This window comes from Borrelia venezuelensis, assembly GCF_023035835.1.
GTDB lineage: Bacteria > Spirochaetota > Spirochaetia > Borreliales > Borreliaceae > Borrelia > Borrelia turicatae.
In genome coordinates this window covers 598,975-612,643 of record NZ_CP073220.1, presented here as the reverse complement: position 1 = coordinate 612,643, position 13,669 = coordinate 598,975, and the positions used below count along the sequence as shown (strand labels likewise).

Genomic DNA, 13,669 nt, shown 5'->3' with positions numbered 1-13,669 from the left:
CAAGAAAAATCAATGAATATTAAAAAAATTGAAATAGAAAATTTAAATGAAAATTACCTTCAAAGCAAACTATGGACAACTGTAAAAAAAGTTTCAAGCAATAAAAGTCCATGGAAAGCCATAGCATTTAGTAATAATCATTTCAACAAAATTCTTGTGATGCAAAGAAAGATCTTTGGAAAATTTTACTTAAGCTACATCGCTCATCCAGAATTTTCAAATAAGAAAATCGAAGAAATTAATGTAGACGAGATCAATATCCAAATCAAAAAATTTAGTGAAAATATAAGGCAATATTTACATAAGAATACCATATTCGTACGATATGATTTAATGTTTTATACTTCAAGGGGCTTAAAAGAAGACTATATTCCACTAAAACTTAAATTTAAAAACCTACAAAAATCATTCGATGACATACAGCCAGCAAATACAACAATACTAAATTTGAATGACTCATTAGATGCCATTAAAGCTAAAATGAAAAAGAAAACTAGATATAACATAAATCTTAGCAGCAAAAAAAACATCAAAGTTATAATAGATGATGACTTTAAATATTTTGATGAATTTTACGCACTTCATAAAGAGACAGCCCAAAGAGACAAATTTGCTATTCACTCAAAAGACTATATAAGAAATCTAATAAAAGCATTCAGAGAAGATAAAAATTCCAAAATCAAATTAATAATTGCACTATATAATGAACAACTAATATCTGGAATCATTGTTGGTATATATAAAGATAAGGCCACATATCTTTATGGTGCTTCAAGCAGAGAAAATAGGAATCTAATGCCAAATTATGCGGTGCAATTTAAGACAATACAAATGCTGCAAAGTCTTTCAATAAAAGAATACGATCTTTTAGGAATTCCTCCAAACGCTGATACAAAACATCCTTTATTTGGTCTCTTTCAATTCAAAACCGGATTTGGAGGAAAACTTATCCACAGAATTGGATGTTATGACTTTGTGTACAAAAAATTTTTATATAAAGTTTACAGCATTCTTGAAATACTAAGATACATTTACTATAAAATTATTAAAAAAAGATTTTAAGCCATAATACTCACTAAATTTTTAAATTGAAGTCCTCTATCAAATTCATTCTTAAAAAGTTCAAAAGAAGCACTGGCTGGAGAAAATAAAACTATATCATTCTGAACAGAAATTTTTTTAGCATAACAAACACATTCTTCTAAAGAAGAGAAAATAAAATAATTAATATTATTATCTTCTAAAAATTTAATAATTTTTAAAGTAGCACTTCCTTTTAACAAAATCCAGGTTTTAACTATGTTTAAAATCTCACCAAAAATTGCAAAATCAAGCTCTTTATCAGTTCCACCAGTAATAAGATTAATCAATCCTCCGTAAGCTCTTAAACTTTTAACAGACAAAATTGTAGAATCAGGAATTGTTGACGCCGTATCATTATAATATTTAACACCTTCAAATTCTCTTACAAATTCTAATCTATGCTCAATGCCATCAAAATCAGTCACAATCTTAGATACAACACTCAAATCCAAGCCTAAATAACTTGCAATAAAAATAGTGATCATTTTAGAAATCAATAGCACAATCCTTGACTCACTAAGAGTACCCACTACTTTGTTATTCAAATAAATTTTGCCCTTTTTAAAATAAAAAATATCATTTTCAAAATTTAAAGGCACAGCTTCTGAGAATAAAATGCTCTTAAGCTTAGATTTAAATCTAAAAAAATAATTATAATAAGCTTGATCTTGAGAGATCAAAATTCCCGAATTTTGATTTATAAAAATTCTTGACTTATCCTCTATATAGCTATCAAAATTTGAATAATAATTTTGATGATCAGAGTAAATATTTGTAATAATGCTAATTATAGGACATAAATTCCTAAGATCATGCAATTGCCAAGAAGAAAGCTCTAAAATAATAGGCGATACTCCATCAAGCTCATCTAAAAAACTTAAAGGAGATACCCCAATATTACCTCCAAGCTTAGAATTTGGATACTTAATAACCAAAACCTTATGCAAAAGAGATGCAAGTGTCGATTTTCCCTTAGTTCCTGTAATAGCAATTATTGGATTTTGATTAAACATTAAAAATAAACTAATATCGGTCTCAACCCTTTTTGCAAGTTTTAAATATTTATTATCAAAACTTACACCAGGATTTTTAATAACAATATCTGCCCTCTTAAAATCATCCTCATCATGATATCCTAAAACATATCGAATTTTATCTCTAAATTGTTTCAAGGCCTCAATACTTGGGATTAATTCTAACTCATTCTTTAAATCAGTAATTACCAAATTACCACCATGTTTTAACAAAAACTTCGCAACAGCCAAACCTCCTCCATGAAGCCCTAAACCCATAATCAAAAAATTTTTACCTCTTATCTCATCTAAATACACAGCACAAGTATTATAACAAAATAATTAACCTGTTTTAATAGATTTAATCCACTTAGCACTATAAAAATAAGGGAGAGAAATACCAAATTTAATTACATCTTCAAGAGTTGGAAAAAAAACAATAAGTTCAAATGGAGTTTGAGTATAATTTGCCAAAAAGTATGCAACAGGAATTGTATAAATGAAAGTCACAGAACATTCCATAATAGCTCCAAAGTTTGGAGCTGCACCTGCACGAAAAAACCCAAATAAATATTGAAACGCAAGGGAGGTAAAAAAAGCTGAAATAGCATAATATCTTAGCATAACTCCCATAAGATCTGCATGCTCTAATTTATAAAAAATATGGGGAACTATAAATGATAAAGCAAATATTATAAGAGAAGTCAAAAAAGCCAAAACAAAACCTATTTTGCCTAGATATACTGCAACAGATATGATTTCCCTTTTATCATTATTCATCTCATGTCCCATCACAATATTAACAGCAAAGCAAAAAGCATAAGTTATATTAAGCCCGATAAAATAAGTAGAAAAAGTTATACTATAAGCTGCATATTTAGCCGTATCAATTCTTGAAAAGATTGCAATTAAACCAAAATATCCCAAATACCAAATAAAATCATTTAAAAAAATTGGAACAAAGACCTTAATTAGCTCAAAAAATATCACAGGATTGATTTTTAGATTTTTAATCTTAAGGTAAAAATGTGAATTTATATTAAAAACAGTATAAAGAAGATAAAAAACAAGCTCAATCAATCTAACCAATGTAGTTGCAATAGCAGCACCAACTACCCCCATATTAAGCACAAAAATAAATAAATAGTTAAAAACCACATTTAAAACAACTGAAATAACAGAAGTAGCAATTTGAATTTTGGTTATTTTAACAACTTTCAGTGAATTAGCAATAATTCCCTTAACAACTGCAAATATAAAAGAATAAACAGCAATATTAAGATAAGATACTCCATAAAAGATAGCTACTGGATCATCAGATAACAACCCAAGAAAAAAATATGAATAAAATAATGAAATTACTATAAATAAAAAGGAAAAAAATAAAAGAATTAAAATGCTAATAAAAAACGTATTTTTAAAATTATCAATATCACCTTGGGCATATTGTCTTGTTGCCAATATGTTATAAGCTCCCATTACGGTAAAGGCAATAGTACTAAAGAGTTCAAACAATTTATTTGCAAGAGAAACTCCAACAACAGGATAATCACCAAGGTAAGACACCATAATATTATCTGTAAATGCAACAACATTAAATAAAAAGAATTCAATGGCTGTTGGAACTGCAATATTTAAAATATCTTGATACACACTATTTTTCTTGGATTTGCTTAATGAATACATAACCTCCTACTAAACATAAAAACAGCAAGTTTTCAAATTATCAAAAAAAATAAACAAATTCAACTTAAACAAATACACTATAAAAAAGTAGCGAGAATTCCTTTATTAAACAAAATCAAAATGAATTTTAAATCCACATTGCTCATACAATATCCTAATTGTCATTATAATATATTTTAAAAATTAAGTCAGTTCTTCATAATGAATGTCCTTTATCCAATTATTTTTAAAAAACTCTATTAAAATAAATATATTCTTAAAGATCTCCTCAAGATTGACAATAAAAACTATTAATGGCAATCTAAAATTTGTAAAAAAAACTAAAAAATAAGCAACTGGCAATGTATAAAAAACAATAACTCCCGCCTCAATATAAAAACAAATATTAGGAATTCCACTGGCCCTAAAAACACCAACAAGTGTCTGAGCTGTAAAACCCTTAAAAACAACAATACTTGCAAAAATAGAGATAAAAGTGCTAACAAGCTCAGGAGAATCCAAATTACTAAAAATAATAGGAACAATTTTAGATGTTAAGCAAAGAATAAAGGCCACAAAAAATCCCAAAATAAATCCAATAACTGACAAAAATATTCCCAATGCTCTAACCTGTTCCTTATCATTTACCATCAAATGCCCAATAATAACACCAGTTGCAACTCCCATCCCATGCATCACAACAAAGTATAAATCTAAAATATTAGAAGCTACTGCAAAAGATGCATATTCACTACTTCCAAGCCGAGCATAAAAAGCATGCAAAATAGTTATGCTTAAAACCCAACAGATTTCATGTAAAAAAACAGGAATCAGTATCTTTAAATAAGCCACTTTAACACTATTTGAAACAAAGAAATCACTTATTTTAAGATGATAATAAGATTTTACATTCAAAAAGTTATAAAAAAAATAAAAGACAAATTCACTAATCCTAGCAAGCAAAGTAGCATAAGCGACCCCTCTTATTCCCATATTAAACCCAAAAATAAAGATATAATTTAAAATAATATTCATTAATACAACAAATATAGTAACAACTAAAGGTACCTTTATATCCTTAATACTCTTAAACCCCATAGCAGATAAAAAAGAATAAGACATAAAAATGTAAGAAATAGAAACAATTTTTAAATAATCCATTCCAAAATTTAAAGACTCATTTTCTTCTATGAATAGCTTAATAAGCTCCTTTGAAAAAACAAAGGACATACAAAAAAAAATAATTCCAATAGTAATTCCAATTATCAAAGCATAAGCAAATGCCTGCTTAACATGTGTAAATTTTCCCTTAGAAAATGCTTGAGAAACATAAGCACTAAGCGTAGTACCCAATGCAAATATAACAATAAAACAAAGAAAAGTTATCCTATTAGCAAGAGAAGTCCCTGTCACTTGCGCAGATCCTAAATAAGCAATCATATAATTATCAAAAAATGTTACCAATTGAAATAAAAAAGACTCAAAAACCGTAGGAATAGCCAATACCAATAATTCTCTTAGTATTGAACGATACTTGTTAAACTTTGTCAGCATATCTTATCTAGTTTATCACTTTTATCAATAAAAATTACTCACACGACAAAAACAAATTATTATATATATAATATAATTATATTTTTATGAGATCATTAAATATATTTTCACTAATACTATTAGTTAATAACTTGACTTTACAAGCAAATACAATATCAAGAGAAGACTTTAAAAGTTTATTTAAAATTATAAAAATTTTAGATAAATCTTATCAAAAACAAATAAAAGAAAAACCTATTCAATTTATCAAAGAACTTAAACCACTGCTTGAAGCAGAAAAGAATGACCTCTTAATACTTGTAAACAAAAAAATTCCAATTCCTAAAGGATATAACCCAACTGATTTAGTTTATTTGAAAGATTTCAAAGAATTAAAAAATATTGGAAAAAAAAACTTAAAGTTAAGAAAAATATTAATAGACGACTTAACTAATCTTGTAAAGGCAGGAAGAGAAAATGGCTTACAAATAAAAATAGTGTCAGCATACAGAACAAGAGAATATCAAAAATTTTTATTTGAACATAATGTAAAAACTTACGGACTTAAGCTAGCAAAAATCCAATCAGCAATTCCTGATCACTCACAACACCAACTAGGAACAACCATAGATTTCATCCAAATAGATGATAATTTACTAAATACAAAAGCGGGTAAATGGCTTTATGAGAATTCATTCAAGCATGGATTCTCATTATCGTATCCGAAGGATCATGAAATAGAAACTGGTTATAAATCAGAGCCTTGGCATTACATGTATATTGGTAAACAAGCATGCATTTTGCAAAAAAAATACTTCAACAATTTACAGTATAAACTTTTCAAGTTTTGGCATGAACATAAAAAAGAACTTTCAACTTTAATTCAAAAATATACAAACTAATATTAATTCTCTTTACCAACAAATCTTAAATATGAGACCAAAAGACTATCGAGTAATTCAATATCTGCTTTATCATAAAAAGCCTTATTTAAAAAAAACATAGTAAGTTCTTCTCTAATCAAACTTATGACTTCTTTATCTTCAACAAAATCAGCTATCTTAAGTTTCAAATAACCAGTTTGCTCAAGACCAAATAAATTGCCAGGACCTCTTAATTTAAGATCTTCTTCTGCTATTTTAAAACCATCTATATTCTCCTTTATAGTTTTAAGTCTAAATTTTCCCGCTTCTGTTAAAGGTTCCTTATAAAGTAAAAATAAAAAAGACTTTAAGCTACCCCTACCAACACGCCCTCTAATCTGATGCAAAGCAGAAAGTCCAAAACGTTCAGCATGCTCTACTACGATGCAAGTTGCATTTAAGCAATCAATACCAACTTCAATAACACTTGTTGAAACTAAAATATCTATTTTTTTCAAATAAAAATCACGCATAATTTCTTCTTTAACATGAGATTCAAGCTTAGAATGAATCATTGCAACAGAATATTCAACAAAAATATTCTTAAGATTTAAACACATACTAGTAACATCTTTTAAATTAAACTTCTCTGAAGATGATATTAAAGGATAAACAAAATAAACCTGATGTCCTTTTCCAAGCTCATTGTTTAAAAATTCATATACCTTATCCTCATTTCCATGCTTCGCTAAATAAGTAGTAACAGGTCTTCGACCTGCAGGACCTCTCTTAATTAAAGATACCTCAAGATCACCAAAGAGAGTCAAAGCTAAGCTTCTAGGAATAGGGGTTGCTGACATTAAAAGCATATCAACTTCTTCCCCCTTATTTTTAAGCTTCTCTCTCTGCTCAACACCAAATTTATGCTGTTCATCAATAATAACATAAGCTAATTTTTTAAATTTTGTTCTTTGAGAAAAGATAGCATGAGTCCCAATTACTAAACTATAAGTGCCACTTTGAATTTTTTCTAAAACATCATTTCTATCTTTCGTTTTCAAACTACCAGTCAAAAGAGCTATTGAAATATTAAAATCTTTTAACATATTTGATAGATTATTATAATGTTGCCGTGCCAAAAGATCAGTAGGCACCATCAATGCAACTTGATACCCAGCTTCAATTAGAGGAATACTAGAGAGAAACGCAACAAGAGTCTTGCCACTTCCAACATCACCTTGCAATAATCTATTCATTGGCTTATTACTTTTAAGATCATCAATTATTTCACTAATTACAACTTCCTGATCTTTTGTAAGCCTAAATGGCAATTTTAAAACAACTTGATCAAGCAAATTCATAGGTAGATGCTTTTCTTTCCTTAAAAAAACCAAAGAACTTTTCCCTCTTGAAAAAAACTGAAGCAAAAAAATTTCTCTATAAATCAAAGTCTTTTTTGCTCTATCAAGCATTTCAAGAGAAGTTGGAAAATGAATTTCATTTAAAGCGTCATGAAGGGACAATAATGAATACTTATTTATCAAAAAATCAGGGATGTCTGACTTCCCAAACTTTAAAAAATAAATAAGAGCTTCTTTTACATAAGACGATATCTTTTTAGAAGTCAGTCCTTCACCAAGAGAATAAACCGGCATAATTTTTTTAAATCTTTCAGGATTATAATTAAACACTTCACTATCAAAATTAGAACAACTCCACATTTGAGTATAATCACTGTAATTGAATTTAGAATAAATATAGAATTTTTGACCTACCTTAAAAAACCCTTCTAAAAATCCCCTATTAAAAAGAAGAATTTCAAATATTTCATCATTCTCACTCTGAGCTATAATTTTTAAATTTTTCTTAGAATTACTCCCAAAATTTCTATGTTCCAAAACAACAAAAACTGTCATGAGTTCACAACTTCTCACTTCCAGTGGATCTGGAAAAGTTTTTATATTTTGACGATCTTCATATTTTTTAGGAAAATATTCTATAAGTTCTTTGATATTTGTAATGTTCAGATTATGTAATCTATCAATTCCCTTATTACCAAGACCACTTATACCCTGTAAATCATATTGAAATTCATGTAAAAACATGAACAATCCCTAAAAAGGCAAATAAAAGCCCAGAATACTAATAGCCCATATAGCTTGCTCACAAATGATTATAAATGCCAACAACAATGCTCCTGCCACAATTAAATTAATAGTATAAGACATATTTTTATCTGTAACCATATTGCTTATCTTAACAGACAAGGGCATTAAAAATGAATCAACGCTTCTCATGAAATCAATACCATCAAATAAGTGTAAAAATAAAAATATTAATCTCAAAACAAAGAAAAAGATAAGAGCAAAAAAAACACTTCTCAAGATCCCCCAAACTTCAATAATAAACAATATAACAAATGTAGAAAGTTTATAATCACCGTAAGATAACATTCTCTCAACTATTGAAAGAGTAATTAAAGCTGCAATTGGTGAAAAATCATATATACCAAACCGAAAAAATCGAATCCTTCTAAAAATAGATAAAAATGGCTCTGTTGAATTATATATAAATCTAAAAAAAGCACTAGTATTAATTCCTGAGGATACAAGCCAACTAAGAAAAATTCTAATCAAAATTAAAATTCTATAAATGTTTAAAAACAAAATTAAAGTCTCTATTATCACAACTAATCCTCCTAATCAAACCAAATATCCTCCACTATTTCATGACATCTTAACTCATTAAGTTTAAACTCATCAGGCTTAAAATCTAAGGTTAAATCCATTTTAAGTTTCAAGCTTTTATCATCATTTTTTAAATAAAGATAAACATGTGAAAACCCGGTATTATCTTCAAGACTAAAGATTTTATCCTTTAGAGAATAAAGAAGATGAGAATCACCAAGTCTTTCATTAGAAAATTTAATATGAAGATTATTAATCTTATTCTCATTATTTACAGAAATTTCTTCAATACTTAAAACTTTTTCAACAATTATTGAAAATTTATCTCTCTCAAATCTAAGCTTACCTATAACACCAATCACATCACCTTCAATCAATAAATGATTATATTTTTCATAACTTGCAGCAAAAACTATAATGTCCATCTCACCTTTAAAATCTTCAATAACTCCAAAGGCCATCCTAGCATTATTTCTCTTAGTACGAATAACCCTTACCACATTTAAACTACCAGCAAATTTAACAGTAGTATCTTTTTTCACAGCAAGATCTTCTAAAACATTAAAGTTTGTAAAGCGTTCTAGTTCGGGTTTATAATGGTCAAGAGGATGCCCAGATACATAAAAACCTAAAAGTTCTCTCTCAAATCTTAAAAGTTCAGGATAAGAATATTCCTCAAATACATGATAATTAAAACTTTGCTGAATAGCGTCTTGAGAGCCAATAGAGCCAAACAAACTATTCTGACCAAGTTTTTTATCATTCCTATCTTTTATTACAAAATCTATTAATTTATCAAGATTTTCAAAAAGTGTTTTTCTATTTTGACCAAGACTGTCAAAAAGTCCAGACTTTATTGCAGCCTCAAGAAATTTTTTATTTATAACCTTATCATCCACTCTTCTAATAAAGTCTTCAAAAGATTTATATTCACCATTTTCTTGCCTCTCAGTAATTATAAGATCAACTATTAAACCACCGATATTCTTAATCCCATTAAGACCATAAGAAATATTCAATCCCACTACACTAAATTCTTTAAAAGACTGATTTATATCGGGTTTTAAAACATTGATCCCCATCGACTTCGCTTCTTCAATATAATAAGACAGCTTTTCAGTATTATTAATCTCATTTGTCAAGTTAGCAGCCATAAAATTCTCAGGATAATTGGCCTTAAGATATGCTGTTTGATAAGCTATTAAAGAATACGCAGCTGCATGAGATTTATTAAAGCCATAACCAGCGAAGGGTTTTAAAAGCTCAAATATGTCATTTGCAAGAGTTTCATCATAACCTTTACTAAGAGCACCTTTTATAAAGTCGACCTTCATTTTGTTCATCTCATCTTCTTTCTTCTTCCCCATTGCACGTCTTAAGATATCTGCTTTTCCAAGAGAAAACCCACCAATAATCCTTGCAACTTCCATTACCTGTTCTTGATAAACAATAACTCCATAAGTTGGCTTTAAAACTTCTTTTAAATCTGGATGAGGATATCTAATCCGCTTAGTCCCTGTCTTAGCCGCAATAAATTGAGGTATAAACTGCATAGGACCTGGTCGATAGAGTGCATTTAAAGCAATTAAATCTTCAATACTGTCAGGTTTTGCCTCCCTTAAAACTTGCTGCATACCTTCAGATTCAAATTGAAAAACAGAAGCACTACGTCCCTCAGAAAGCATTTTGAAAGTCTTAACATCACTATCAGAAATATTAGCAATACTAAAATTAGGATTAGTAATCCTAATAAGATTTTCTGCATTCTTTATTAAAGTCAATGTCTTAAGTCCAAGAAAATCCATCTTTACAAGACCACAATCTTCTAACAAGTCCATGGTATACTGTGTAGAAACCGTGTTTTGCTTATAATCCTTATAAAGTGGAACATAATCTGTTAAAGGAGTTCTAGCAATCACGATACCTGCCGCATGAGTTGAGACATATCGATTCATGCCTTCAAGAACAAGCGCCGCTTCCATCAACTCATTATAAACAACTCCCTTATTTAAATATGCCTTTAGAGCTTTATCTTTGAAAACTTCTCTTAAGGAAACTTTTGGACCATCGGGAATAAGCTTAGTTAGTTCATTAGATTCTGTAAAAGGAATATCTAGCACTCTGCCCACATCTTTAAATACAGCCTTAGGCTTTAAGGTTCCAAAAGTAATTATCTGTGCAACCTTATCCTCACCATATTTTCTTGTAACATACTTTATAACTTCATCTCTACCTTCAAAGCAAAAATCAATATCAAAATCAGGCATGGACACACGTTCAGGATTTAAAAATCTCTCAAAAAGTAGATTATATTTCAAAGGATCAATATCAGTAATTCTAAGAGCATATGCAACAATAGAACCAGCCCCAGAGCCACGCCCAGGACCAACGGGAATACCATTATCATGTGCAAATTTAATAAAATCCCAAACAATTAAAAAATACGCTTCAAATCCCATCTTGATGATTGTTGAGAGTTCATAAAAAGCACGATCTTTAATACTATCAGTTACATTTGCATATCTAAACTTTAAACCTTCAAGTGTTAAATACTCTAAATATTGACTAAGAGTATCAAATTCACTAGGTACTTGATATTCAGGAAAAATAGGACCTGGGAATTTAATCTCAAACTCATTACATTTTTCAGCAATTTTTAAAGTATTTGCTAAAGCTTCTGGCAAATCCCTAAAGAGTTTACACATCTCCTCTTGGGTTTTAAGATAAAACTCATCAGTCTCCATTTTAAGTCTATTAGGATCACTTCTCTTAGCACCCGTCCCAATACAGACAATAATATCTTGAGCTGTTGCATCTTCTTTATTCACATAGTGAGAATCATTAGATACAGTCAGTGAAACATTAAGCTCTCTAGAATAAGCAACTAATTTTTCATTAACTATATCCTGTTGTTTAATCCCATGACGCTGAAGTTCAAGATAAAAATCATCACCAAAAACACTCTTAAACCAAAGAATTTCATTCTTTGCATCATCAAATTTATTTGCAAGAATCAATTGAGGAATAATCCCACCAATACATGCAGACGTACAAATAAGTCCTTCAGAATATTTTTCAATATCTTCCTTATCAATCCTTGGACGATAATAAAATCCCTCAAGATAAGAAACACTTGTCAATTTCAATAAATTCTTATAGCCTAATTCATTCTTTGCAAGAAAAATTAAATGATAATAAGGTCTTCCAAGCTCATCATTCTTTTTTATATGCTTTGAGGTACTTGACATGTAAGCTTCCATACCAATGATGGGTTTTATTCCTGCCCCTTTTGCTTCTCTATAAAACTTCATAGCACCAAAAAGATTGCCATGATCTGTTAATGCAATATGGGACATATTACATTTTTTCGCCTTCGCCACAATATCTGTAATCTTGGCCGCTCCATCTAAAAGAGAATAATCTGAATGTACATGCAAATGAACAAACTTAACTTTTAAATCCATACTTACACTTATTTTACCAAAATAAAACTTGATTTTTAATAGATATACCTTAACCTAAACCAAAATATTAAATATAATAAACCTTTAAATATTAAACTTAAACCACTTAAAAAATAAGATTAAAAAGAATAATGAATTACACAATTATTCAAAAATACTAATACCCTGATTTTCACATTCAACCACTATTTTTTTAACAGATTCAAGTTTACTAACAATTTCATCTGATAAACCTTCAGCTTGTACCAAAAAATCCTTTGCGCGCCTCAAATCGATATCATCAAAACTATCTTGTGCAAATACTTTTACTATCTCAACAACAAGTTTATGAATATTTAAATAACAAGAATAAATATCTTCCCAAACTGCTCTAACTTTGGAAGCCCTTGGAATAAGTCCCTTATAAAACAATCCAAATCCATGTTTCATAGGATCAGTTTGAATGGGCATTCTCTTTTGATTTTCAACAATTGCTCTTACGATACTCATCCAAGACATCTGTTCTGAAATGCTAAATTCCAATTCTTTTAAAAATTCATCATTAGAATACATAAAAATTTCAGAACTAGACAAAGAATCACAATTCCTTGCTAAATAAGAAACACTAGCTTCAACATTCTCAAGCTCACCAATTAACGTTGAAAATTCATTTTGCTGACTAATGAAATGTTTAAATAAATCTCCAAGAGAGATAAGCTCTCCAATCAAATTTGAGAAAAAATTATCAATATCTAATTGTAACTCCTTAATATTTTTAGAAATTAAATCCTTAGATACTTGTTCAATTTCCTTAACAGAAATCATACTCATAACACTCTTTGACTGATCTGAGAGCCGTTTAATCTCATCAGCAACAACAGAAAAACCTTTTCCATACTCTTTTGCTCTTGCTGCTTCAAGCTTAGCATTAAGAGAAATCATATTAGTTGCACCTAAAAAACTATTGATGGTCTCCAAACTTCCTTGCACACCTACAATAACAGCACTAACCCTTTTCAATTTTTCTTCATTATTCTTCTCAATATCTTCAAAAATAACACTCACTTGACTACGGGCATTATTTGTCTTCTCAATAAGCGATTCAAAGATCTTACCAATATTCTCAAAGTTAAAGAATAAGTTTTTATATAAAAATTCAATACGAACTAATACATTACTAATAGAAAACCTAGCATGATAAAATCCTTGTATCATCTCTTTAACAGGAACCTTATATTCACACATATTTAAAGATTGATTATCATCTTCTATATTTTTCAAAGATTCATTCTTAAATGAATTAGACATATCAGATTTTTTCTTACCAAAAAATGAAAATTTATACATGAAAAGATTTTACCACAAAAAATAATTTTCTAACA

9 protein-coding genes are annotated in these 13,669 nt (G+C 28.9%); 2 read left to right on the top strand and 7 right to left on the bottom strand.

The features are described from left to right. Window positions 1-12 precede the first annotated feature (12 nt). Entirely contained in the window at window positions 13-1,062 is a 1,050-nt protein-coding gene (locus tag bvRMA01_RS02965) for a lipid II:glycine glycyltransferase FemX (RefSeq protein ID WP_247032077.1), read from the top strand. Here bvRMA01_RS02965 and murD read toward each other — a convergent pair. From murD to bvRMA01_RS02950, 3 genes are all read right to left on the bottom strand, one after another. Next, window positions 1,059-2,414: a UDP-N-acetylmuramoyl-L-alanine--D-glutamate ligase gene (gene murD, locus bvRMA01_RS02960; protein WP_247032075.1), complete on the bottom strand. Its 1,356-nt coding sequence runs from the start codon at window positions 2,412-2,414 to the stop codon at window positions 1,059-1,061. The two genes, bvRMA01_RS02965 and murD, sit on opposite strands and share 4 nt — an antisense overlap. A 24-nt stretch (window positions 2,415-2,438) precedes the next feature. Next, window positions 2,439-3,782 (bottom strand): MATE family efflux transporter, encoded by a 1,344-nt coding sequence (locus bvRMA01_RS02955; protein ID WP_247032073.1) that lies wholly within the window; start codon window positions 3,780-3,782, stop codon window positions 2,439-2,441. A 183-nt stretch (window positions 3,783-3,965) separates the two neighbouring features. After that, on the bottom strand, window positions 3,966-5,315 hold the full coding sequence (locus bvRMA01_RS02950; RefSeq protein WP_247032071.1) for an MATE family efflux transporter: 1,350 nt from the start codon (window positions 5,313-5,315) through the stop codon (window positions 3,966-3,968). Between the two features lie 86 nt (window positions 5,316-5,401). On the opposite strand from bvRMA01_RS02950, the gene bvRMA01_RS02945 reads away from it, so the two are divergent. Further along, window positions 5,402-6,196: a M15 family metallopeptidase gene (locus bvRMA01_RS02945; protein ID WP_247032069.1), complete on the top strand. Its 795-nt coding sequence runs from the start codon at window positions 5,402-5,404 to the stop codon at window positions 6,194-6,196. A 2-nt stretch (window positions 6,197-6,198) separates the two neighbouring features. Here the strand turns inward: bvRMA01_RS02945 and recG are convergent, their stop codons facing one another. The 4 genes from recG to bvRMA01_RS02925 form a co-directional block, all read right to left on the bottom strand. Further along, window positions 6,199-8,262 carry an ATP-dependent DNA helicase RecG gene (recG, locus tag bvRMA01_RS02940; RefSeq protein WP_247032067.1) on the bottom strand — a complete coding sequence of 688 codons (2,064 nt, stop codon included), beginning with the start codon at window positions 8,260-8,262 and terminating at the stop codon, window positions 6,199-6,201. 9 nt (window positions 8,263-8,271) lie between these two features. Continuing rightward, the gene (locus tag bvRMA01_RS02935) at window positions 8,272-8,844 is read right to left on the bottom strand and encodes a YggT family protein (RefSeq protein WP_247032065.1); all 573 of its coding nucleotides are present in this window, start codon (window positions 8,842-8,844) and stop codon (window positions 8,272-8,274) included. An 11-nt stretch (window positions 8,845-8,855) separates the two neighbouring features. Further along, window positions 8,856-12,308, bottom strand: a complete 3,453-nt coding sequence (gene dnaE / locus bvRMA01_RS02930; RefSeq protein WP_247032063.1) for a DNA polymerase III subunit alpha — start codon at window positions 12,306-12,308, stop codon at window positions 8,856-8,858. Between the two features lie 144 nt (window positions 12,309-12,452). Further along, window positions 12,453-13,634, bottom strand: a complete 1,182-nt coding sequence (locus bvRMA01_RS02925; RefSeq protein WP_349642997.1) for a methyl-accepting chemotaxis protein — start codon at window positions 13,632-13,634, stop codon at window positions 12,453-12,455. Window positions 13,635-13,669 lie beyond the last annotated feature (35 nt).

Bases quoted from the DNA above. Each gene is read 5' to 3' on its own strand.
- dnaE (WP_247032063.1), bottom strand. From the start codon at position 12,308: ATGGATTTAAAAGTTAAGTTTGTTCATTTGCATGTACATTCAGATTAT.
- bvRMA01_RS02955 (WP_247032073.1), bottom strand. From the start codon at position 3,782: ATGTATTCATTAAGCAAATCCAAGAAAAATAGTGTGTATCAAGATATT.
- bvRMA01_RS02925 (WP_349642997.1), bottom strand. From the start codon at position 13,634: ATGTATAAATTTTCATTTTTTGGTAAGAAAAAATCTGATATGTCTAAT.
- bvRMA01_RS02945 (WP_247032069.1), top strand. From the start codon at position 5,402: ATGAGATCATTAAATATATTTTCACTAATACTATTAGTTAATAACTTG.
- bvRMA01_RS02965 (WP_247032077.1), top strand. From the start codon at position 13: ATGAATATTAAAAAAATTGAAATAGAAAATTTAAATGAAAATTACCTT.
- bvRMA01_RS02950 (WP_247032071.1), bottom strand. From the start codon at position 5,315: ATGCTGACAAAGTTTAACAAGTATCGTTCAATACTAAGAGAATTATTG.
- recG (WP_247032067.1), bottom strand. From the start codon at position 8,262: ATGTTTTTACATGAATTTCAATATGATTTACAGGGTATAAGTGGTCTT.